Origin of the sequence: Embleya sp. NPDC059213 (genome assembly GCF_042754445.1) — a bacterium.
Taxonomy (GTDB): Bacteria; Actinomycetota; Actinomycetes; order Streptomycetales; family Streptomycetaceae; genus Embleya.
The window spans coordinates 48,369-70,706 of sequence record NZ_JBHZAV010000008.1; the positions used below are offsets into that span (position 1 = coordinate 48,369).

The window sequence follows — 22,338 nt, forward strand, 5'->3', positions numbered from 1 at the left end:
CCGCTCATGCCTCTGTTGCGGACGGACGACCCTGCGGAGGTCGCGTGGCAGGCGGGCGGCCGGGGCCGCGGGAAGCCCAGGACGGCACCCTGTCCTGGGCTTCGGGTGGGGTCAGGGGTCGAGGGTGTAGCGGTCCTGGGTTTTGAGGTAGTCGGCGGCGCCCATCCGGCCGATGGCGTCGAGGCGGGTGAGGTCGACGTGGAAGTCGTCGGTGTCGAGCAGGTCTTCCTCGGCGGTGACGTGGACGACCTCGCCGATGACCACGAAGTGGTCGCCGATCGGGACTATGGCGGAGGTTCGGCATTCGAAGGCGATGGGTGAGCCGTCGATGCGCGGGCTGCCCACCCGGGTGCCGGGGATGGGGAGCAGGCCGACGAGTTCGTATTCGGATCGGCCGTGGGGGATGGGTTTCGCCGCGCCGGTCGCGGCCTCGGCGTGTTTTTGGATCAGGACGTTGACGGTGAACTCGCCGGTGCCGCCCTCGGCCGGTGGTCGCGCGTTGCGGCACGAGTCCTTCTCGGAGCCGTCGGCGCGGCGGCCCGCGCAGAACAGCAGCGCCATCGGGGAGTAGCCCACAGCGGTGTAGTAGGAGAAGGGCGCGAGATTGACCGCCCCGTCCGGCGAGACCGTACTGACCATGGCGATCGGTCGGGGGACGACGCTCCACAGCAGCAGCCGTTCGCGCTGCCGCGTGGTCATGTCCGCTGCGTCGAATTCCAGCATGTGTCAGCCGTTTCGGATCGGGACCGGACGTCCGCGGCCGGGGGAGGCCGCCTGTGCCGCCGGGGTGGGCAGGGTGCCCGCCGACGTCACGCCGGGCTGCTCGTGAGTTCCGCCGCGTGGAGTGAGCCGCGCAACCGGCGGAGTTCGGGGAAGGGGAGGGTGATCCGGCGCATCAGGAATTCCTCCCCCGTCGTGCCGCCGGTGCCCTCCTGTCCGCCGACCATCCTCGACATCAGCCCGAGGTGGGCCACCTTCCATCGCCAGTAGCCGTTGCCGACGTCGAGAAGCGCCTCGGCGACGCGGTGCAGGCCGCCGATGTCGGGGCCCAGGCGGCAGATCTCGGCCACGCTGTGCCCGTGGTGCGCGGCGCTCTGCACGAAGGCTTCGTAGAGTTCTCCGTCGCGCTTGTTGTCGCCGATCAGGCGGCCGAGTACGCGGAATTGATCCGACTGTGCTCCGCTGGCCGTGCCGAGGTAGGGCCGGAACTCGACGAAGTGGCGGAGCTGGAGGCGCTCCAGGACGATCACCTGCTCGTGCAGTACCCGCAGTAACTCGCTTGCCCGTTGCAGGAGTTCCACGCTCACCTCGATCCCGTTGCCGCCGGGATACGGGGAGGCCGGGCGATACCCGTTGGCCGAACGATGTGCGGGGGTCGAGCGATACGGGGAGGTCGACAGCAGTTCGGTGACCAGGTTCAGGTCGGCGATGGTTTGTTTGAGCCAGAGTTCGCAGGACTGGTGCGCGACGATGAAGAAGTGCTCGGCCAGGACCACGGTCCGGTCGGCCGTCTCGGGGATCTGCGTCTTCTGGAGCGCGAGCAGTGTCTCCGTTTGGAGGTAGGAGGTATAGCTCAGGTCGGCCATGGTTGGCTCCGCGTCCTAGAGTCCGAAAAATCGAGTGCGGCGTCGATGAAGGCGAGGATCTCGGCCACCAGCCCGGCCGGGTCCCGGAACGGGTGGAAGTGTCCGCCCGGTCGTTCGAGCAGGCTGAAGGTCCCGCTGCCGACCGCGTCCCAGCCGGCCAACCCGGTGCCGTCGACGAGGGGGTCCTGTGCGCCGTGGTGGCAGCGGACGGGGCAGCGCAGCGGCGTGGCCCGGGCAGCCGGTCGGTAGCGTTCGTGCGCGGTGATGTCCGCGCGCAGCACCGGGAGCAGTACCTGCGCCAGGTCGGGGTTGTCCGCGATCTCCGGGTCGACGCCGCCCATGCGGCAGACCACGGACCACAGTTCCTCGTCGGGGCACAGGTGTGTGCGGCCCCCGCCCTGCCTGCTCGGCGGCAGGCAACCGGACACCAGCAGGCCGTGCAGCGGCCGACCGTCGGCGGCGAGGGCGAGGGCGCTCTCGTAGGCGACCAGGGCTCCGAGGCTGTGCCCGAACAGGAAGGTGGGCAGCGGGTCCAGTCGTGAGAGCTCCGCGTCGAGTTCCGCGCTCAGTGTCCGCACGTCGTCCGGTGCCGGCTCGCCGAAGCGGTCGCCGTGCCCCGGGTATTGCACGGCGAGCAGCTCGATGTCCGGTCGCAGGCTCGCGGCCCACGGTGCGTAGGCGGCGGCGGTCCCGCCGGAGTGGGGGAGACAGACGAGCCGCGCGACGGGCTGCGGGGTGGCCGGGGTGACCGGTGCGTCGGTCAGAGTCCGCAGGCAGTAATTCCGGCGTGTAACGGGCATCTTTTCACTCCTCCGCTCCGATGCCTTCGTAAGTTCTCATGGCGGATGAATGCATCGAGGAAATCTTTCGACTCTCCGTCAATTCCCGGTCGCCTGCGACAGATCTCTGACACAACTTGTTCGTACGGTCCCGGGTGCGTGTAAGGATCCGCGTGCCGGAGTCGGTACCTTTTACGATGGGGATTTCGAACAATGAGCCCAGCGGCAGCCACCTCGGTTGATTTGACCGATTCGCGCACGTTTTTCGAGCACGATCCCTACGAGTTCTTCGCGGCGGCCCGGGCCCGCGAACCGGTGTACTGGCACGAGGCGTCGGGTGATCTGCCCGGATTCTGGGTGGTCACCGACTACGACAGCGTCGTGGACTGTTACCGGGATCCCGCGACCCTGGGCTCCGGCCGCGGCACCGTGCTCGACGTGCTGCTTCGGGGCGACGACTCGGCCGGCGGGAAGATGCTGGCCGTGACCGACCCACCCCGGCATCGCCAGTTGCGGGCCCTGCTGTGGCGCGCCCTCTCGCCGAAGGTGCTCAATCGGGTCGTACGCGAAGTCGAGGCGTACACCACCGCGTTGATCGGCGCCGCGGTCGAGGAGGGCAGCTTCGATTTCGCCACCCGGGTCGCGGAACACGTGCCGATGAACACCATCTGCGATCTGCTCTCCGTGCCCGAACGGGATCGCCCCGACCTGCTCGACTGGAGCAAGGGCGCACTCGCCGGTGCCGACGAACTCGATTCCCTCGAAGCACGCAACGAACTCGTCCTGTATTTCATGAATCTGGGCGCCTTCCGCCGCGCACATCCGGGCGACGACGTGGTCAGCACCATCGCGACCGGGACCATCGACGGCGAGCCGTTGACCCTGGAGGAAGTCGCCCTCAACTGCTACAGCCTGGTCATCGGCGGCGACGAGTCCTCGCGGGTGTCGGCGGTCGGCACCGTCAAGGCGCTGGCGGAGGCCCCGGAGCAGTGGCACGCCCTGCGCGCGGGGCGGATCGACCCGGACACGGCCGTCGAGGAGGCCCTGCGCTGGGCCACGCCCTCGTTGCACTTCGCCCGTACCGCCGTGCGCGACCGGGTCATCGGCGACAAGGCGGTGCGCGCGGGAGAGATCGTGTCCCTGTGGAACATCTCGGCGAACAACGACGAGCGGGTCTTTCCGGCGCCGCGCAGTTTCGAGCTGTCCCGAACCCCGAACAAGCACGTCGCCTTGGGACACGGCCCGCATTACTGCCTGGGCGCCTTCCTCGGTCGGGTCGAACTGCGCGCGCTGATGGGCGCGCTCGTCGGCGCGGTATCCGAGATCGAACTCCTGGGGACGCCGACCCGGATCCAGTCCAATTTCCTCAATGGGTACAGCAGCCTGCCGGTGCGCTTTTCACCGCGGTGACGCAAGCAGTCGCGGAATGCGCGGCCGGCCGTGGAATTGCGACCGGCCGTGGAATGCGACCGTCGGAATCGGAATCGACGCGAGAAAAGGATCTGTCATGCGTGTGACCGCCGACCAACAGCGGTGTATCGGCTCCGGAATGTGCGTACTCGCGGTGGCCGAGGTGTTCGACCAGGGCGAGGACGACGGCATCGTGCACCTGCTCCGCCAGGACGTGCCCGGCGAACTCGAGGACCGAGTGCGGCACGCGGCGCGCGTCTGCCCGTCTCGGGCGATCGCCGTGCTCCCCGAATCCGACGCCTAGGAGCACGTCATGCCGTCCGACACCGCCGCGCCCCTGGGCGGCCATTCGCTCCTGCTGCTCCTGGTTCAAGTGTCGACGCTGTTGTGTGTGGCACTGCTGCTCGGCCGGCTCGCCGAGCGGCTCGGACTGCCCGCCCTCCTGGGCGAGTTGTCCGCGGGCGTCCTGCTGGGGCCATCGGTGCTGGGCGGGCTCGCGCCCGGGCTTCGGGACTGGCTCGAGACCTCGTCCGCACCGCAGACGCACCTGCTGGACGCGGTCGGGCAGATCGGAGTGATCCTGCTCGTGGGCGTGACCGCGTTGGAGATCGATCTCGGCCTGGTGCGCCGCAAGGGTCGGACCTCGCTCGGCGTGGGCCTCCTCGGTCTGCTCATCCCGCTGGCCCTGGGGGTCGCCATCGGCTTCGCGGCGCCCGCGAGCCTGCTGCCCGCCGATCACGATCGCGGCCTGTTCGCGTTCTTCGTCGGGGTGGCGATGTGCGTCAGCGCCCTGCCGGTGATCGCCAAGATGTTCGCCGACATGCGCCTGTTGCACCGCGACCTCGGCCAACTGACCATCGCCGTCGCGGTGGTGGACGACGTCAGCGGCTGGATGTTGTTGTCCGTGGCGTCCGCCGCGGCTGTGGGCGGCCTCACCGTCGTCTCGGTGGTGAAGCCGGTCTGTTGGCTGTTGCTGATCGTGGTGTGCGCGACGCTGATCGTCCGGCCGGCCATTGGGTGGCTGATGGCCAGGGTGACCGCGGCGGGGACGACCATCGCCACCGCGACCGTGGTGATCCTGGGCAGCGCGGCGCTGACCCAGGCCGCAGGCATGGAGGCGTCCTTCGGCGCGCTCGTCGGCGGCCTGCTGATCGGCACCTGCACCCGAGAAACGGTGGGCCGGTTGGCGCCGTTGCGCGCGGTCACGTTGTCGGTGTTCGCCCCCCTGTACTTCGCCGAGGCCGGCCTGCGGCTGGATCTGACCGTGCTGGGCAGACCCGTGATCGCCCTGGCCGCGCTGTGCGCGCTGGCCGTGGCCGTCGTGGGCAAGTTCGCCGGGGCCTTCCTCGGCGCCCGACTGGCCGGTCTCGACCATCGCACCGCGCTCGTGCTCGGCGCCGGGATGAACGCGCGCGGGGTCATTCAGATCATCGTGGCCGGGATCGGACTGCAACTGGGCGTGCTGAACACCGCCGCCTACACCATCGTGGTACTGATCGCGATCAGCACCACGATGATGACCCCGCCGGTACTTCGCCGGGCCCTTTCACGCATCGAGGTCAACGAGCAGGAACGGGCCCGCCTGCGGCGCAGCGAGAAGCTGGTCGGCGTGTCCTGACGGACCTCCCGGCCGCCCGCCCGCAGCAGCCGCGCACGGAAGCCGCCTGCGCCGGCCGCCCGCGCGCAGCCGGCCCGCGCAGGCCACCCACACAGCGCCCACGCAGGCCACCCCGCGCCCGCTACCCGTGCAGCGCCGCCAGATCCATCGCCCCCAGCCGGTCGGGATCCAGCAGGATCTGGATCCCGACGATCCGGCCCCGCGCGATGGCGAACCCCATCACCGAGACCGGCCGCCCGTCCCGCTCCACCAGCGCGCCGGGCGAGCCGTTGACCAGCACGGCCCGCACCACCACCCCGGGCTGCCGGAACAACGCCGCCCGCTGCGCGGTGGGCCCGGCCCCCCGGACCACGGCCGAGGCGGAGACGAGGGTACGCCCGCCGTCCGCGCGCAACTCGACGTCCGGATCCAACAGGGCCACCAGCGCGTCGAGATCCCCGCCCCGCGCCGCGGCGAAGAACGCGTCGACCAGCAGGCGCCGGGTCGCGAAGTCGCCGTCCGCCGAGCTCGCCGAGGCGCCCTGCACCCGTCGGCGCGCCCGGCTGGCGAGCTGACGCGCCGCGACCGTGGAGCGCCCGACCACCTTCGCCACCTCGTCGAACGTCAGATGGAACATGTCGTGCAGGACGAAGGCGACCCGCTCGGTCGGCGCCAGCGTGTCCAGCACGATCATCAGCGCGAGGCTGACCGAATCGTTCAGCAGCGCATCGTCCTCGGGGCCGAAGGTCTCCTCCCGGCCGAGCACGGGATCGGGCAGCCGCAGCCCGATCGGATCCTCCGGCCGGGCCGCACGGGAGCGCAGCACGTTGAGGCAGATCCGGCTGACCACGGTCGTCAGCCACGCCGGGAGCGACTCCACCTCGTCCGCGTCCGTGCGGCTGAGTCTGATCCAGCTCTCCTGGACCGCGTCCTCGGCCTCGGCATGCGAACCCAGCATGCGATAGGCGACCGTGCCGAGCCGTGGCCGGGCGAGCTCGAACTGCTCCGCAAGCTGATCGGGATCGGACACGGTCACACTCCTCGGGCGACAGGGGTCATTACCAGTGGGCGGTCAGGACCTGGCAGTCACGGATTCACTGGGAGTACGGATGATCACCACATCGCATAGCGTAGTCGGGTCGGCACTGTGCCCGACGACCGACCGGGAGGGCACATGAGCCTCCGACTCACCGAGACGCAACATCGCCGCCTGGTCCTGTTCGCGATGTGCATGGCGACGTTCATGACCTCGCTCGACCTGACCATCGTGAACGTGGCACTTCCCTCCGTGCAGAACGAACTGCACATGAGCGCCGCGCAGTTGGAGTGGGTGATCGGCGCCTACTCACTGAGCCTGGCGGCGATCATCCCGGCCGGCGGCGCCCTCGGCGACCGCTACGGCCGTAAGCGGGTGTTCCTCACCGGCATGGTGGTCTTCACCATCGGTGTGGTCGCCTGCGCCCTTGCCTGGGACGCGAATTCACTGATCGCCTTCCGCGCCCTGCAGGGCGTCGGCGGCGCGGCGATGCTCGCCCTGGGCCTGCCCATCATCATGGAGACGTACCCGCAGGAACAGCGGGCCGGCGCGATCGGCGCCTGGGCCGCGATCGGCGGCACCGGCTTCGGCGCCGGACCGGTCGGCGGCGGCATCCTGCTGACCTTCTTCGGTTGGCAGTCGGTGTTCTGGATCAATCTGCCGTTCGCCGCCCTGGGCATCGTCTGCACGGTCGTCGCGGTCCGCGAATCGCGCAATCCGCGGGCCCGGAAGCTGGACGTGCCGGGCATGACGATCAGCGGCCTGGCGCTGGTCTGCCTCACGCTCGGCTTCGTCGAGTCCTCCGCCCACCCCTGGGGCTCGACGCTGGTGGCCCTACCCCTGGTCGCCGGAGCCGTGTTGCTGGCCGCGTTCTTCTGGTGGGAGCGCCGCATCCCGCACGCGATGTTGCCGCCCGCGCTGTTGCGCGCGCGCAGCTTCGTGAGCGCCTCGGGCATCTACATGCTCTGCTACGGCGGAATGACCGGCGCGTTGTTCTGGGTGACGCTGTATTTCCAGAACGTCGCGGGCTGGTCCGTGATGCGCACCGGCCTGTCGTGGTTGTTCATGAACATCCCGTTCCTGGTCATGGCGCAGTTCGGCGGGCGCCTGGACGCCCGGTTCAAGACGTGGGTGGTGACCGTCAGCGGCACGGTGGTCGCCGCGGTCGGTGTGCTCCTGCTCAGCCGGGCGGGGACCACCCCGTTCGCGGTCAGCGCGCTGGGATTCGCGCTCTACGGCGGAGGGTTCGGCACGTTCGTCCCGGCCACGACCCACGCGGCCATGCGCGACGTGCCCGCAGGGGTCTCGGGCGCGGCCTCCAGCGTCCTGAACGCCTCCCGGCAGATCGGCTCCTCGGTGTGCCTGGCGGTGCTGGGCACCGTCGGGGTCAACATGGCGACCTCCTCGTGGCGGAGCAAGACCTCCGGCCTGGACGGCGTCCGGCACGCCCAGGCCACGCAGCAGGCGCAGAACGTCGGCGGCGGGCGGGTGGAAAAGGTCGTGGACACGCTGGGCCCCTCGGTCAAGCAGACCGCGATCGATTCCTTCCTGCACGGCTACCAGATGGCCGTCGGACTGGCCTCGGCCTGCACCCTGGTCGCGGCCGCCGTCGCGTACGCGGGGTTCCGACAGCGGGCCGTGCGTTCGGTGGCCGTGGGGCCGCAGGCGAAGCCGGAGTCGGAAAGCCCCCGGGAGAGTGAGGCGCTCAGCGATCGTTCGCGGTGACTCGTTCCATCGTCCCGTCCGCCGGGGCAGCGTGTTCGCGGAGCTCCATGCTCCGCGAACACGCGACTTCGGCGCCCGGTGAAAAATGGCGTCCGGGGAAATGAGAAATCCAATCCGGGTGGGTACACATCTGGAGCCGCGGCGTGGCATCCCGGCCTCGGTCTGCTTTTTTCGTACGTACCATCCGATTTGCAGGATCGCGTGAACCATGGGGTGCAAAAAGGGAATATCGACAACAGAACTCTGTGCATTGGGGGACACCCTTGAGCAAGAGCGTCAAGTTGGTGCGCTGGCCCATCGAGGCGAGCACGCGAGACGATTGCAAGAAGGCGGGCATTCCCTGCCTTCTCGTCGTGGAGGCCGGAAATCGGGCTCCCATCTGCGTTGATCCCTCGGAGGACTGGATCAGAACGCCGGCCCCTCGGGAAGATGTCGAAGCCCGGATCCAAGCGTTAACACAACGTGCGCACGGGCTCATAATTCCGGCCGTCGACTCCACCGGAGTGCTCTACTTCGGTACGGACTCGGTGGCCATCTCCAGCACGCAGGCGGGTCTGATGGAACAGTTCGTCGCGCACTACGGCGAAGTGGTCTATCGCGCGGAGCTCGAGGAACAGTTGATCGAATTGACCGGGAAGATCACCAGAAACGCTCTCGATCTTCAGATCATGCGACTGCGCCGCCGCATCGCCTCGGTACGCCTCAGCATCCGAACCATCTGGGGACGCGGTTACATCCTCGAACCCGAGACCATGTAACCCGCCACCGGACCGGCCGACGCCGGGCGCCTCGTCGCCGGCGTGGCGGACGATCCCGTCCTCTGCCCGATCCCTAGCCGGGCAGAGGACGGGGGCTCGGGGCCCGTCGGGTTCGGGACGTGAACGAGGTCCGCACACAGGGCGAATCCCGACGGTCTCGTCGCTTTGGATGGCCATGGCACCTTTCCTCGTCAGGCATTCGTCACACGACCCGTTACCTCAGGGTCATCTGTACGACGGATTGCACACCGGAAAGGTGACCGATGGACCAGCGCCAATTCCTGGCAACGTGCTTCGAGGACAACCGCAGGGACCTGCTCGCCCTCGCCTACCGCATGCTCGGTTCGCGCGAGGAGGCGGAGGACGCGGTGCAGGACACCTGGCTGCGGCTGGAGCGGGTCGACGCCGCGTCGGTGCGGAACCTGCCGGGCTGGCTGCGCACCGTGGTCTCCCGTATCTGCCTGGACATACTGCGCGGCCGACACGTGTGCACCGAGGAGCCGAGCGATCCGCTGCCGCCCCCGGCCACGGGTGTGACGAGCGGCAATCCCGAACAGCGGGTGCTCGAAGCCGAATCCGTCGGCATCGCGCTGCTCGTCGTCCTGAACGCCCTCAGCCCCGCCGAGCGGGTGGCGTTCGTACTGCACGACATGTTCGGCGTGCCCTTCGACGAGATCGGCGCGACCCTGGGCCGGAGCGAGGCGGCGGCCAAGAAGCTCGCCAGCCGGGCCCGGCACAAGGTGCGGGAACCGCACGAGCATCGCCGGTCGGTCGAACTGGCCCAACACCGCGAGGTGGTGGCCGCCTTCCTCGCCGCAGCCCGCACCGGTGACACCGCCAAGATCGCCGCGCGCCTGGCTCCGGACGTGGTGCGGCGCGTCGACGCCGCGGCCGTCTCGGCGAACCACCCGAGCGAGGTGCGCGGCGCGGGACCCGTCGCTCGCGAGATCAGCCACTTCTGCGCCGCCGCCGAACACGTCGAACTCGCGATGATCGACGGCCGCGTCGGCCTGCTGGTCGCGCCGGAAGGGCGGCTGCGACTCGTCATTCGCTTCGCCATCGAGGACGGTCGGGTCCGGGAGTACGAACTGCTCGCGGGTCGCGCCTGGCTGGAACCGTTGCGCATACGGCTGTTGCCCGAACCCTGACGCCCCCGACGCCGCGCAGCGGAATACGGTGATCCGTTTATCGATCCCGGGGATAACCGGCAACACACCGGACCGGTCCGGGCAACCGAGCCGGTCGGTGAAAGATCACCCGCATATCCGCGGTCGCCCCGGCCGGAAAGAAGCGCGTCTTTCGTGAATCTTTTCCCGTCGACCGACCCTGTGGACGCCCGTGTCAGAGTCGGGTGCATTACCGGGATCCCGCTGGAGTCTCATACCGAATCGCCGGGTCCCGTCCCATTCGAGGCATCGACCAAGACGGGAATCATGATCGAGAACGTAGTGATCGTCGGCGGAGGTACAGCCGGCTGGATGACCGCCACCCATCTCAAGGCGAGCTTCGGTGATCGACTGTCGGTCACACTCGTGGAATCGAAGGCCGTGCCCACCATCGGAGTGGGCGAGGCCACGTTCAGCACCGTCCGGAAATTCTTCCGGCACCTGGGGCTGACCGAACCGGAGTGGATGCCCCGCTGCCACGCCTCGTACAAACTCGCCATCCGATTCGAGAACTGGCGCGCCCCGGGCCACCACTTCTACCACCCCTTCGAACGACCCCGCGTGGTCGAGGGCTTCCCGCTCGCCGAATGGTGGCTGCGGGACCGCCCGTCCGACCGGTTCGACCGGGACTGCTCCGTGCTGGCCGCACTCTGCGACGCCAAGCGCTCGCCCCGCCACCTGGACGGGGGCCTGTTCGAAGGGGACTTCACCACCGGCGACGCACAGGACATGTCCCGCGCGACCCCCGAGGGCCAGAGCACCCAATTCCCGTACGCCTACCACTTCGACGCCACCCTGCTCGCCGGATTCCTGGCCGAGTACGGCGTCGAACGCGGCGTGCGACACGTCCGGGACGACGTGGTCGACGTGCGCCTGGACGCCGACGGCTACATCACGGACGTACTGACCAAGGAGCACGGGCCGCTCGGCGGCGACCTGTTCGTCGACTGCACCGGGTTCCGCGGTCTATTGCTGAACCAGAAGTTGGGCGAGCCGTTCGTCTCGTACCAGGATTCCCTGCCGAACGACAGCGCGGTGGCCCTGCGCGTCCCGGTGGACGTCGCCGCCGGCGGCATGCGGCCCTGCACGACGGCCTCGGCACAGGACGCCGGCTGGATCTGGACCATTCCGCTGTTCGACCGGCTCGGCACCGGCTACGTCTACTCCAGCGACTACACCACGCCGGAGGAGGCGGAGCGCACGCTGCGCAGGTTCGTCGGCCCCAAGAGTGCCGACCTGGCCGCCAATCACATCAAGATGCGGATCGGCCGCAGCGCCCGGTCATGGGTCAAGAACTGCGTGGCCATCGGCCTGTCCAGCGGCTTCGTCGAGCCGCTGGAGTCCACCGGCATCTTCTTCATCCAAAACGGGGTGGAGCAACTGGTCAAGCACTTCCCGGGCACCCGGGACGACGAGCCGCTGCGCCGGGCCTACAACCACCAGGTGAGCGGAGTCATGGACGGGGTACGGGAGTTCCTGTTCCTGCACTACTACGCCGCGGCTCGGGCGGACAACGACTACTGGCGGGACACCAAGACCCGGGCGGTGCCCGACGGCCTGGCCGAGCGCCTGGAGCAATGGAGCGCCACGCTGCCGGACGAGAACTCCGTCTTCCCGCGCTTCCACGGCTTCGAACCGTACTCGTACACCGCCATGATCCTGGGCCTCGGCGGGCTGCCGGTCCGGTCGCTGCCGGTGCTCGACCAGTTGGATCCGACCACCGCGCGCAACGAGTTCGAGCGGGTGCGCAAGCAGGCTTCGGCCCTGATCGAGCGCCTGCCCGGGCAGTACGAGTACCTGGCCCACCAGGTCGCCCGGCACGGCGGGGCCGCCGGCGGGCGCCTCGTTCCCAGCGCGTGACAGCACACCAGGAGGTGCTGCAACCACCATGTCGATTCCCATCGCCGAGGCCGATCGCCGCGTTGCGACGGAGCCGGTGTCCACAAGCGAGTTCAGAAACCTGATGGCGGCCTTTCCGGCCGGTGTGTCGGTGCTCACCGCCGCCGAGCCGGGCGGTCCGCTGCACGGCATGACCTGCACCGCGATCGCCAGTGTGTCGGCCAGCCCGCCGACCCTGCTGGTGTGCGCCCAGCAGGCCGGCCGCACCCTCGCCGTCCTGACCAGGACGCGGGCCTTCACCGTGAACCTGCTCGACGATCAGGCCCGCGCGACGGCCGAACTGTTCGCCGCCCGTTGCCCGGATCGCTTCGAGCGGGTCGCGTGGACCATGCGACCCGGCTTCGGCGGACCCCACCTGGTGCAGGACGCGCACACCATCGCGGACTGCCGGGTCACCAAGTCGGTGACGGTCGCCGACCACGTCGTCGTGTTCGGCGAGGTGGTCAAGGTCAGCACCGCGGGCGACGTGCTGCCGCGACCGCTGGTCTACGGGATGCGCGAGTACTGGTCCCTGACCCCGGGCGGGGCCGGCTCGCGGGAGTGCACCACCACCACGACAACGGACGATCAGCCGCACACGGATACGAAGAGGCCGCGATGACGAGCTACGGGATCTCCCTGTTGCCGGACACGACGCCGCAGCAGCGTAGCGCCGGTGACTACTACACGAACCTGCTGACCGTGTCCGAGCTGGTGGAGAACCTCGGGCTCGAATACGTCAAGATGACCGAGCACTACCTGCATCCCTACGGCGGCTACTGCCCCGACCCGCTCGCCTTCCTGTCCGCCGTGGCCGCGCGAACCAGCAGGATCCGGCTGATGACCGGCGGCATCCAGGCGTCCTTCCACCACCCGATCCAACTGGCGGCCCGCACCGCGCAGCTCGACGCACTCAGCAACGGGCGCCTGGACGTCGGCTTCGCGCGGGCGTTCCTGCCGTACGAGTTCGACTCGTTCGGCATCGACCTGGACAGCAGCAAGGATCGTTTCCGGGCGACCGTCGACGCGGTGGTGCGGCTGTGGACCGAGTCGGACGTGAGCGAGGACACCCCGTTCTTTCGCTACCGGGCGGCGAACTCCCTGCCGTTGCCCACCCAGGAGCCGCACCCGCCGGTCTGGGCCGCCGCGTTGCTCACCCGTTCGAGCTTCGAATGGATCGGCGACGCCGGCCACAACCTGTTGATAGCCTCCGCGCCCAGCCGCGAACAGGTGGACCAGGTCCGGGAGATGATCGACCTGTACCGGGCCCGCTTCCGCGCCGCGCCCGGCAACGCCGGCCGCGAACCCCGGGTCGCCATCAGTGTCGCGCTCTACCTCGCCGAAACGGACCAGGAGGCGATCGAAGAGGGCACCGCCGCGTTGCGCCGCCACTGGGACGTCTTCGGCTCGGCCGCGAACGCCTGGCGGGACCGGACCTCCAGCTCGTACGAGGGCTACCGCGAGGCCGTGGTGGACAAGCACCAGGCCGGCCCGAGCGAGGACGCCGGGCTGGCCGTGGTCGGCTCGCCGCAGACCGCGATCGAGCAACTGCGGCATATCGAACAGGAGTTGGACACCGACATCGTGCTGTTCCAACTCGACTTCGGCCAGCAGCCGTTGGAGTCGATGGAACGCAGCCTGAAGTTGTTCGCCTCCGAGGTGCGCCCCTACCTGGGGAGCACGCGGTGACGACGCGGCGATCGGCTCCGCGTACCGTGCCCGAGTTCTTCGAGGCACAGGTGGCGAGCAGTCCGGACGCGCTCGCGGTGCTCTACAAGGACACCGCGCTCACCTACGACGATCTCAACCGCCGGGTCAACCGGCTGGCCCGGCTGCTGATCGACCGCGGCGTGGGCCCGGACCACCTGGTGGCCGTGGCCGTTCCCCGGTCGGTCGAGCTGGTGGTGAGCGTGCTGGCGATCCTCAAGGCGGGCGGCGCCTACCTGCCGCTGGACCCCCGCTACCCGGCGGCCCGCAAGGCGTTCATGGTCGAGGACGCCGCCCCGACGCTGCTCGTGCGTGCCGGCGGCGGGCGGGTGCCCGGGGTGGAACTCGCGGAGATCGACCTCGACTCCGACGCGTGCGCCGCCTTCGACGACGCGGATGTGCGCCAGGCCGACCGCCGCGAGCCGTTGACGGACCGGCACCTGATGTACGTGATCTACACCTCCGGCTCCAGCGGGACCCCCAAGGGCGTCGCGATCAGCCACGACGGCGTCGCGGACCTCGTCGCGACCCAGGCGCAGCGGTTTCGGCCGGGCCTCGGTGACCGGGTGTTGCAGTGGGCCTCGATGAGTTTCGACGCCGGTTTCTGGGACGTCACCCTCGCGCTGCTGCACGGGGCCACGCTGGTGATGGCCGACGACGAGGACCTGCTGCCCGGCGACGCGCTGCACGAGACGCTGGCCAAGTACGAGATCGACCATGCCGTACTGCCGCCGGCCGCGCTGAGCGTCACCGACAGCGAAGGTGTCCTGCTGGGCGGCACCATCATGTCGACCGGCGACGCCTGCACCCCCGCCCTGCTGCGCAAGTGGGCACCCGGGCGGCGGATGTTCAACGGCTACGGGCCGACCGAGGCCACCGTCGGCTCCACGATCGCCGGGCCGATCACCGAGGCGGACGGCGTCGGGATCGGCTTCCCGTGGGTCGGGACCCGGGTCCGGGTGCTGGACGAGCACCTGCGGCCGGTGCCCGACGGCCGGGAAGGCGAGCTCTACCTGGCCGGTTCGGGGTTGGCCCGAGGCTATGTCAACCGCCCGGAGTTGACCGCGTCGCGCTTCCTGCCCGACCCGTTCGGCCCACCCGGCGCGCGGATGTACCGCTCCGGCGATCTGGGTCGGCGCGACGCCGACGGTCGGTTCCACTTCGCCGGCCGGGTCGACGGGCAGATCAAGCTGCGCGGGTTCCGCGTCGAACTCGGCGAGATCGAGACCTGCCTGACCGGGCAACCGGACGTGGCCCTGGCCGCGGTGGTCGTCGAGGGCGAACTCGCCGACGCGCGACTGGTGGCCTATCTGACCGCGCACCCGGGCGCCACCCTCGACCCTGCCGCGCTGCGCACCGAACTGGCCGCCGCGCTACCGGAGTTCATGGTCCCGACGCGGATCACCGTGCTCGACGAATTCCCCACCCTGCCCAACGGGAAGGTGGACCGGCGAGCCCTGGGCGCGCCGAGCGACGCGGACGCGCCGGAGCCGCCCGCACCGCCGGCCGGGCCGCGCACGCCCGACGCCCTGCTGGGTGACGTGGTCGCGCGCCTGCTCGGCCTGTCGACGGTCGATCTCGACGCGAACTTCTTCGACCTGGGCGGCAACTCGCTGATCGCGGGCCGGCTGATCGGCGCGGTGCGCGAGGAACTGGGTGTGCGCCTGCCGATCCGGACGGTCCTGGAGGCGGGCGACCTGGGGGAGATAGCCCGATTCCTGCACGGACGCATCCAGCCACCGACAACCGCCGAAGCAGAGCCGCCCACCGGGAGCGGCACGGCGCGGCAACAGAAGGAGATGCCGTGAACGAAGAGTTGATCCGCTTCCCGATCCGCAAGGACGCCGCCTGCCCGTTCGACCCGGCCGGCAGCATGCGCGCGTTGGACGAACTGACCCGCGTCACCCTGTGGGACGGCAGCACACCCTGGCTGGTCACCGGCTACGACCTCGGGCGCAAGCTCCTGGTCGACCCCCGGGTCAGCGCCGACTCGACGACACCGGGCTACCCGCACTTCGACGAGGGCAGCCGGGAGCGGCGCAAGGACGGGCGCTCCTTCGTCGCCCTGGACGACCCCGAGCACGCCCGGCAACGCCGGATGGTGTCGCTGCCGTTCGCCATCCGCAACATCGAGGCGCTGCGCGGCGACGTAACGAACATCGTCGACGGCCTGATCGACGACCTGCTCGCCGGGCCGAATCCGACCGACCTGGTTAGCCGCTTCGCCTTCCCCACCTCGACCCAGGTGATCTGCCGGATGCTCGGAGTGCCCTACGCCGACCACGAGTTCTTCCAGGATCAGACGTCGCGCATGCTGCATCGGGACAGTGAGCCCGCGGCGATGGTCGGCGCCCAGGAGGCGCTGCGCAGCTATCTGCGGGAGCTGATCGAGCGGCAGAAGAAGGAACCGGCGGACGGCCTGATCTCCTCGGTGATCGAGGCCCAGGTGCGCACCGGCGAACTGAGCGAGGAGCAACTCTCCTACATCGCGGTGACCCTGCTGGTGGCCGGACTGGAGACCACCGGGAACATGATCGCGCTGGGCACACTGGCGTTGTTGCGCAATCCGGACCAACTGGAACTGCTGCGCGGCACCGAGGACCGCCGGGTGGTGGAAGGCGCGGTCGACGAACTGCTGCGCTACCTCAACATCTCGCACTCCGGCCGGCGGCGGGTCGCCATCCGGGACATCGCGGTCGGCGACACAATCATCCGCGCCGGGGAGGGCATCATCCTGGCCAGCGAACTGGCCAATCGCGACCCGGAGAACTTCCCCGACCCGGACCGGCTCGACCTCGGCCGCGACGCCCAGCACCACCTGGCCTTCGGATACGGCCCACACCACTGTCTCGGTCGACCGCTGGCCGCGCTGGAACTACAGGTGGTCTACGGGACGCTCTACCGGCGCATTCCGACCCTGCGACTCGCGATCGACTTCGACGACGTGCCGTTCAAACACGACGGCGTGGCGTACGGCGTGCGCGAGCTTCCGGTGGCCTGGTAATCGGCCCGCACATGGGTGATCGCAGAGGTCGTCATTCGCCGGTGCCGCCGTCGCTGGGAGCAGTCATGCACACGTCGAGCACGTCCGGGTTCGGGACGGGCAAACATGTCGCGGTCGTCGGGGCCGGACTGGCCGGCCCCGTGGCCGCGATCTATCTGGCCCGGCGCCACGACCTGGTCACCCTGCTGGAACGACACCCGGATCCGCGACGCAGCGCGGCCGGACCGGGCCGTTCGCTCATGGTGATCCTGTCGAACCGCGGCTGGCGGGTCCTGCGCGAACTGGGCCTGGAGCGGGCGGTACGCCGGATCTGCTCGCCGCTCACCGGCAGGTGCGGTCACCTGCCCGACGGCAGCACGGTGGTGACTCCCTACAGTCGGGACGGGGCACCGATCTGGGCGGTCCAGCGGGAGCGGCTGCACCGGATGTTGCTGGACGCGGCGCAGGCCGAGCCGGGAGTGCGGCTGCACTTCGAACGCCCGGTGCTGGAGGTGGATCTGGACGCACCGGCGCTGCTGGTGCGCGCCGGCGAGGCGGAGCGGTGGATCGAGTGCGATCACATCCTGGGCTGCGACGGAGTTCGCTCCACGGTCCGCGCCGCGCTGGTGGCCAAGGGTGGTCGCGAGGAGGTCGGCACCCTGGAACTGGCCTACCAGGAGATCGTGTTGCCGCTGCCGGCCTGCGATCGCGGCCTGATGCACTATTGGCCGGCGGGCGATGCCCTGTTCGGGGCGTTCCCGATGGTCTCCTCCGACCTGTTCGCGGGGTCGGTGTTCCTGCGTCGGGAAGGGCCGGGTCCGTCCTACCGCGCGGCGGCCGGCACTCGGGCACTGGCCGAGCAGTTCACCCGGCTCTTTCCCGAGCCGGCCCGCAACATCCCGGACCTGCAAAGGCAGTTGGCGACCAAGCCGGTCTCCTCGCTGCGGGTCACCCGCTGTGACCGCTGGGTCCTGGGCGACCGGGCCGCGCTGATCGGCGACTCCTGCCACGCGATGGCACCGTTCATGGGCCAGGGCATGAACTGCGCCTTCGAGGACGTGCGCACGCTGGTGAACTGCCTCGACCGAGAGCCCGACTGGGCCTCGGCGTTCGCCGAGTACGAGCGGATCCGCCGCAGCGACGGCGAGGCGATCGCGGAGATCTCCTACGAGCACTACCGGACGATGTCGCGGCTGCCGGATGCCCGGCACGAGGCCGAAGAGGCGATCACCCGGCGGCTGGTCGGCCTGATGCCGGACCGCTTCGTCCCGCTCTACGAACGCTGCGCGTTCAGTGAGGAGAGCTATCGCTCCGCGCTGGACCAGGACCGCCGACTGCGCGCACTGGCCCGGCGCATTCTCAACCGGCACGGCGCCGCGGCGATCGACCTGCCCGATCCGCGGCTGCGCGAATGCGTCTCGTCCGGGTGAGACGTGGCACGCCGATTCCCCGCACGGACAGCCCGGTACAGCCGAGACCCCAGGGAGGGTACAAGTGATTCTGGTCGTCTTCAGGTCACGTTTTTCCGCGCAGGTCGACGAGGAGTACGGAACGACCGAGGATCATCTGGCCAAGAAGGTCCGGGAGATGGCGGGGGAGGATCTCCTGCACATCAAGAACTACGTCGCGGACGACGGTGAGCGCGTCGCCCTGGTGTGGTGGCGCAATCCCGAGACGCTGGAGAAGTGGCGCGAGGATCCGGAACACCTGGACGCGCAGCGGCTCGGCCGGGAGAAGTGGTACGACTTCTACGAACTGAGCGTCGCCGAAGTGCTCCGCACCAGTTCCAACGCACAACCCGAGGTCTATCCCGCCCCGTGAGGGCTCACAGGGCGGCGAGCACGGCGCGGGTCACCTCCTCCGTGCTCAGCCTCCCGCCCAGATCCGGCGTGACCCGCTCGGCCGCGATCGATTCGGCCACCGCCGCCTCGATCGCGGTCGCCGCCGCGGTGAAGCCCAGGTGGCGCACCAGCAGGGCCGTCGTGAGCAGGCACGCGAAGGGGTTGGCCAGGCCCTTCCCGGCGATGTCGGGAGCCGAACCGTGCACCGGTTCGAACAGCCCGAACGTCGTCTCGGGATTGAGGTTCGCGGACGGGGCCAGCCCGATGCCGCCGGCCAGCGCGGCGGCCAGATCGCTGAGGATGTCGCCGTAGGAGTTGTTGGCGAGGATGACGTCGAAGCAGCCGGGGTCGGTGACCAGCTTCATCGCGGCGGCGTCGATGTACAGATGCGAGGAGATCGTCCGCGGGTTGCGTTCGGCGGCCCGGCGCCGGCATTCCTGCCACAGCCGACCTCCGTTGCGCACCGCGTTGGCCTTGTCCACCAGGCACACCTCGCGGCGGGCCACCGTGTAGGCGTAGTCCACGATGCGCGAGACGCCGTGCCAGGTGTTGACGTCCGTGTCGATGGCGATCTCGTTCGGCGAAAAGCCGCGGAGACTGCCGCCGATCCCGCTGTAGAGCCCCTCGGTGTTCTCCCGCACGATCACGCAGTCGATCGTGCGCCTCGCCGCGTTCCGGAGCGGACTCAGCCGGTCGTGCCACAGCCTGACCGGACGGTGGTTGGCGTACAGGTCGAATTCCTGGCGAATGCGCAGCAGCACGCTGCGGGTGTAGTCGGTCTCGTCGAGATCGGGCCGGCCGATCGCCCCGAGCAGGAGCGCGGAACTCGCGGATATGCGCGCGAGGTCCGCGTCGTCGAGCGCACCGCTGCCCGGCGTGTATCCGTTCGCGTCGACATGGTCGAGCACGTCGATGGACAGGCCCAGGTCGAGCGCGGTCAGGACCCGCAGCGCGGAGTCGACGACCTCGGGGCCGATGCCGTCGCCGGGGATGACGGTGATGGTGCTCACGGGTCGCCTTTCGCCGGGCCGAAGGGTTGCCGGGCGCGGACGGACCGTCGCGGTGTCGCGGCCTGCGGCAGGGCTCAAGGCTAGGGTTCCGCGGCCGACCGGCGACCGGATCTGTCGTGGTTCAGTCGCCGCCCGACGCCGCCCGCCCGACGCCCGGGTTGCCCGTTACGGGTGTTTTGCCGTCACCTCCGCGCCCTCCCGATCGTCAGAAATGCGGAAGGAGCCCCGTCGGCGCCGCAGACGACGGCCGAGGGGCGACGAGATCGGATGCGAGAGGCACATGTTCTTGGACGTGTACGAGGCTGTGGCGAGTCGGCGCGCGGTACGCGGTTTCGCGGACGAGCGAATCCCGCGCGGAGTACTCGAACGGGTGATGTCCGCCGCGTCCCGGGCACCGTCGGGAGCGAACCTCCAACCCTGGAACACCTACGTGCTCACCGGCCCCGCGCTGGACCGGCTCAAGAAGCGCACCGGCGAGCGGGTGGCCGCGGGCGACCCCGGAGACGAGCGGGAGTACCCGATGTACCCGCCCGAATTGCGCACGCCCTACCGCGAGCGGCGGTTCGCCGCCGCCGAGCGGCGCTATGCCGCGCTCGGCATCTCGCGCGGGGAAAAGCAGGCCCGCTCGGCGGCCGTCGCCGCGAACTGGGACTGCTTCGGCGCGCCCGCCGCGCTCTTTTGCTACATCGACCGCGAGATGGGCGCGGCCCAGTGGGCCGACGTCGGCATGTACCTCCAGACGGTCATGCTGCTGCTTCGCGCCGAGGGCCTGCACAGTTGCCCACAGATGGCCTGGTCGGTCTACCGCACGACCGTCGCGGAGGTCGTCTCGCCGCCCGACGGCCTGCTCCTGTTCTGCGGCATGTCGATCGGCTTCGAGGACCTGGACACGCACCCCGTGCGCACGGACCGGGCCCCGATCCCGGAGACCACCACCTTCATGGCCGACTGACCACCGCACTCCGTCGGGCGCCGCACCGAAGGCCCGGTCGCGGGTAGGCGGCGTCGACCCGTGCCCCGCGCCCCACGCCGACGCGGGGCGCGGGCGGGGGGTCAGGCGGGTGTGGGGGTGCGGGTGTTCGGGACGGCGCGCAGTCGCGCGGCGACCGCGCGGGCGTGTTCGGTCGCCGCGACGCGGGCCTCGGCGAGGAGGCGGTGGGCGAGCGGCCTGAATTCCGCCATCGCCGGGTTGACGTCGGCGGCGGTGAGTTCGGCTCGGGCGGTGACCACGTCCAGGCCCCAGACGTCGGTGAGCATGCGGTTCAGGTACGGCGTGGCGTGGTCCCAGCCGGCGCGCGGAGTCCCGGGCGCGTAGCCACCGCCTCGGGCCTCGACCAGTACGGCCGGCCTCCCCGGCAGGATCGGCCGGCTGACGTCGGCGGCCCGGGGGTCGGTGATGACCACGTCGAACCACTGCTTGACCTGCTGCGGGACGCCGAAGTTGTACATCGGCACGGCCAGCAGGAAGGCGTCGCAGGAGAGGAGCTCGTCGGTGAGTTCGGCGGCGAGCGCGGTCGCCGCGCGCTGTTCGTCGGTCCGGGCCCACTCCTCGGTGGTCCGGCTCGCCTCGGCGACGGGCCAGACGCCGGGCAGCGGTCGGCGGCCCAGGTCGCGGCGGACGAACTCGGCGTCCGGGAAGGCGCGCAGCCATTCGGCCTCGACCAGGTCGGCGAGGGTGCGGCTGACCGAGTCGTCGACGCGGATGCTGGAGTCGAGTCGGAAGAACTTCATCGGGCTTCTCCTTGGTACGGATCGGGCGGCCGGAAGCGCCGCTCGGGGCAACACGGGGTGCCGCGCGAACCGGGTCGGTTCCGGTTCGGCGGGCGGCTCGGGTGGGTGTGGCCGGGTGGCACGCGCCAGGCCCGGCGCGGTGCGGCGACGGTAAACTCGCCTGTTGTCTCCTTGCCGTCGGCATCGTGCGGAGTGGTCGTCTCCCCTTTGACCGATGCTCGACCGAAAAGGTGACCATGAACGGACCCGAGGGCCTGGCCACGCGTTTCGAGGCACACCGCGACCACCTGCGCGGGGTCGCCTACCGGATGCTCGGCTCGCTGGACGACGCCGAAGACGCGGTACAGGCCGCCTGGTTGCGGGTCGACCGGGCGGGCGTGGACGGGGTGGAAAACCTGGCCGGGTGGTTGACCACCGTGGTCGCGCGGGTGTGCCTGGACATGTTGCGGATCCGGCGGACCCGAGGCGAGGAATCCCTCACCTCGATCCCGGAGGCGGTGCTGGAGCGGCCGGGCGGGATCGAACCCGAGCAGGAGGCGGTGTTGGCCGAGTCGGTGGGCCGGGCCCTGCTGGTGGTGCTGGACCGGCTCACCCCCGCCGAGCGGGTCGCCTTCGTCCTGCACGACCTGTTCGCCGTTCCGTTCGCCGAGATCGCGCCGGTCGTGGGCCGCACGACGGTGGCGAGCAAGAAGTTGGCCAGCCGGGCCCGGGAGCGGGTACGCGGGCCGGTCACCCCGGACGAGGCCGAGCGGGCCGAGGACTACGGCGTGGTCGACGCGTTCCTGTCCGCCGCGCGCGGTGGCGACCTGGACACCCTGCTCCGGGTGCTCGCGCCGGACGTGGTCCGCGTGGCCGACCGTTTCGCGGTGCCGGACGGGGTCACCCGCGACGTGCGGGGCGCGCGGGCGGTCGCCGAGGAGACCCGGATCTTCGCGCACCGGGCCCGAGCGGGCGAGCCGGCCCTCGTGGACGGCCGACCCGGAATCGTGATCGCGCCCAACGGCCGACTCTTCGCCGCCCTGCGCCTGACCATCGAGGCGGGCCGAATCACCCGGATCGAGGTGATCGCCGACCCCGCCCGGCTGGCCGAACTCCCCCTGGCGGTAACCGGAATCTGACCCGAGGCGGAAG

At 70.1% G+C, this 22,338-nt stretch carries 21 protein-coding genes; 15 read left to right on the top strand and 6 right to left on the bottom strand.

Annotation, left to right across the window (positions count from 1 at the left end):
- Nucleotides 1-111 precede the first annotated feature (111 nt).
- The 3 genes from ACFXMF_RS05325 to ACFXMF_RS05335 form a co-directional block, all read right to left on the bottom strand.
- Entirely contained in the window at nucleotides 112-699 is a 588-nt protein-coding gene (locus ACFXMF_RS05325) for a flavin reductase family protein (RefSeq protein WP_360310438.1), read from the bottom strand.
- 110 nt (nucleotides 700-809) lie between these two features.
- Nucleotides 810-1,586, bottom strand: a complete 777-nt coding sequence (locus tag ACFXMF_RS05330) for a tryptophan 2,3-dioxygenase family protein (protein WP_360310436.1) — start codon at nucleotides 1,584-1,586, stop codon at nucleotides 810-812.
- Entirely contained in the window at nucleotides 1,574-2,386 is an 813-nt protein-coding gene (locus ACFXMF_RS05335) for a thioesterase II family protein (protein WP_379989967.1), read from the bottom strand. The genes ACFXMF_RS05330 and ACFXMF_RS05335 overlap by 13 nt, the downstream gene beginning before the upstream one ends.
- Before the next feature lie 192 nt (nucleotides 2,387-2,578).
- On the opposite strand from ACFXMF_RS05335, the gene ACFXMF_RS05340 reads away from it, so the two are divergent.
- The 3 genes from ACFXMF_RS05340 (at nucleotide 2,579) to ACFXMF_RS05350 (ending at nucleotide 5,393) form a co-directional block, all read left to right on the top strand.
- Complete coding sequence (locus tag ACFXMF_RS05340) at nucleotides 2,579-3,775, top strand: cytochrome P450 (RefSeq protein ID WP_379989966.1); 1,197 nt, start codon at nucleotides 2,579-2,581, stop codon at nucleotides 3,773-3,775.
- A 97-nt stretch (nucleotides 3,776-3,872) separates the two neighbouring features.
- On the top strand, nucleotides 3,873-4,079 hold the full coding sequence (locus ACFXMF_RS05345; protein ID WP_360310430.1) for a ferredoxin: 207 nt from the start codon (nucleotides 3,873-3,875) through the stop codon (nucleotides 4,077-4,079).
- Nucleotides 4,080-4,088: 9 nt separating this feature from the next.
- The gene (locus ACFXMF_RS05350) at nucleotides 4,089-5,393 is read left to right on the top strand and encodes a cation:proton antiporter (RefSeq protein WP_360310428.1); all 1,305 of its coding nucleotides are present in this window, start codon (nucleotides 4,089-4,091) and stop codon (nucleotides 5,391-5,393) included.
- Between the two features lie 121 nt (nucleotides 5,394-5,514).
- On the opposite strand, the gene sigJ is transcribed toward ACFXMF_RS05350, so the two are convergent.
- Nucleotides 5,515-6,402, bottom strand: coding sequence for an RNA polymerase sigma factor SigJ (gene sigJ / locus ACFXMF_RS05355; RefSeq protein WP_360310426.1), 888 nt, complete (start codon nucleotides 6,400-6,402; stop codon nucleotides 5,515-5,517).
- A 144-nt stretch (nucleotides 6,403-6,546) separates the two neighbouring features.
- Between sigJ and ACFXMF_RS05360 the strand changes: the two genes are divergently transcribed.
- The 10 genes from ACFXMF_RS05360 to ACFXMF_RS05405 all read left to right on the top strand — a co-directional run bounded on the left by ACFXMF_RS05360 (nucleotide 6,547) and on the right by ACFXMF_RS05405 (nucleotide 18,446).
- Complete coding sequence (locus tag ACFXMF_RS05360) at nucleotides 6,547-8,133, top strand: MFS transporter (RefSeq protein ID WP_360310424.1); 1,587 nt, start codon at nucleotides 6,547-6,549, stop codon at nucleotides 8,131-8,133.
- A gap of 263 nt (nucleotides 8,134-8,396) precedes the next feature.
- Nucleotides 8,397-8,891, top strand: coding sequence for a helix-turn-helix domain-containing protein (locus tag ACFXMF_RS05365; protein ID WP_360310422.1), 495 nt, complete (start codon nucleotides 8,397-8,399; stop codon nucleotides 8,889-8,891).
- A 263-nt stretch (nucleotides 8,892-9,154) separates the two neighbouring features.
- A complete protein-coding gene (locus ACFXMF_RS05370; protein ID WP_360310420.1) occupies nucleotides 9,155-10,039 on the top strand; it encodes a sigma-70 family RNA polymerase sigma factor in 885 nt (294 codons plus the stop codon).
- A gap of 285 nt (nucleotides 10,040-10,324) precedes the next feature.
- Complete coding sequence (locus ACFXMF_RS05375; protein ID WP_379988685.1) at nucleotides 10,325-11,917, top strand: tryptophan halogenase family protein; 1,593 nt, start codon at nucleotides 10,325-10,327, stop codon at nucleotides 11,915-11,917.
- 28 nt (nucleotides 11,918-11,945) lie between these two features.
- Nucleotides 11,946-12,557: a flavin reductase family protein gene (locus tag ACFXMF_RS05380; protein WP_360310416.1), complete on the top strand. Its 612-nt coding sequence runs from the start codon at nucleotides 11,946-11,948 to the stop codon at nucleotides 12,555-12,557.
- Entirely contained in the window at nucleotides 12,554-13,624 is a 1,071-nt protein-coding gene (locus tag ACFXMF_RS05385; RefSeq protein WP_360310414.1) for an LLM class flavin-dependent oxidoreductase, read from the top strand. Before ACFXMF_RS05380 ends, ACFXMF_RS05385 begins: the two co-directional genes overlap by 4 nt.
- Nucleotides 13,621-15,450 carry a non-ribosomal peptide synthetase gene (locus tag ACFXMF_RS05390; protein WP_379988683.1) on the top strand — a complete coding sequence of 610 codons (1,830 nt, stop codon included), beginning with the start codon at nucleotides 13,621-13,623 and terminating at the stop codon, nucleotides 15,448-15,450. The genes ACFXMF_RS05385 and ACFXMF_RS05390 overlap by 4 nt, the downstream gene beginning before the upstream one ends.
- Entirely contained in the window at nucleotides 15,447-16,646 is a 1,200-nt protein-coding gene (locus ACFXMF_RS05395; RefSeq protein ID WP_360310410.1) for a cytochrome P450, read from the top strand. The genes ACFXMF_RS05390 and ACFXMF_RS05395 overlap by 4 nt, the downstream gene beginning before the upstream one ends.
- Nucleotides 16,647-16,711: 65 nt before the next feature.
- Nucleotides 16,712-18,055 (top strand): NAD(P)/FAD-dependent oxidoreductase, encoded by a 1,344-nt coding sequence (locus ACFXMF_RS05400; protein WP_360310408.1) that lies wholly within the window; start codon nucleotides 16,712-16,714, stop codon nucleotides 18,053-18,055.
- Between the two features lie 64 nt (nucleotides 18,056-18,119).
- Complete coding sequence (locus ACFXMF_RS05405; protein ID WP_360310406.1) at nucleotides 18,120-18,446, top strand: antibiotic biosynthesis monooxygenase; 327 nt, start codon at nucleotides 18,120-18,122, stop codon at nucleotides 18,444-18,446.
- A 4-nt stretch (nucleotides 18,447-18,450) separates the two neighbouring features.
- On the opposite strand, the gene ACFXMF_RS05410 is transcribed toward ACFXMF_RS05405, so the two are convergent.
- A complete protein-coding gene (locus ACFXMF_RS05410; protein WP_379988682.1) occupies nucleotides 18,451-19,476 on the bottom strand; it encodes an isocitrate/isopropylmalate dehydrogenase family protein in 1,026 nt (341 codons plus the stop codon).
- Nucleotides 19,477-19,762: 286 nt separating this feature from the next.
- On the opposite strand from ACFXMF_RS05410, the gene ACFXMF_RS05415 reads away from it, so the two are divergent.
- A complete protein-coding gene (locus ACFXMF_RS05415; protein WP_360310486.1) occupies nucleotides 19,763-20,428 on the top strand; it encodes a nitroreductase in 666 nt (221 codons plus the stop codon).
- Between the two features lie 101 nt (nucleotides 20,429-20,529).
- On the opposite strand, the gene ACFXMF_RS05420 is transcribed toward ACFXMF_RS05415, so the two are convergent.
- Nucleotides 20,530-21,207, bottom strand: a complete 678-nt coding sequence (locus ACFXMF_RS05420) for an NAD(P)H-dependent oxidoreductase (protein ID WP_360310402.1) — start codon at nucleotides 21,205-21,207, stop codon at nucleotides 20,530-20,532.
- Nucleotides 21,208-21,443: 236 nt separating this feature from the next.
- Here ACFXMF_RS05420 and ACFXMF_RS05425 point away from each other — a divergent pair, with 236 nt between their 5' ends.
- Complete coding sequence (locus ACFXMF_RS05425) at nucleotides 21,444-22,325, top strand: sigma-70 family RNA polymerase sigma factor (RefSeq protein WP_379988680.1); 882 nt, start codon at nucleotides 21,444-21,446, stop codon at nucleotides 22,323-22,325.
- Nucleotides 22,326-22,338: the final 13 nt, after the last annotated feature.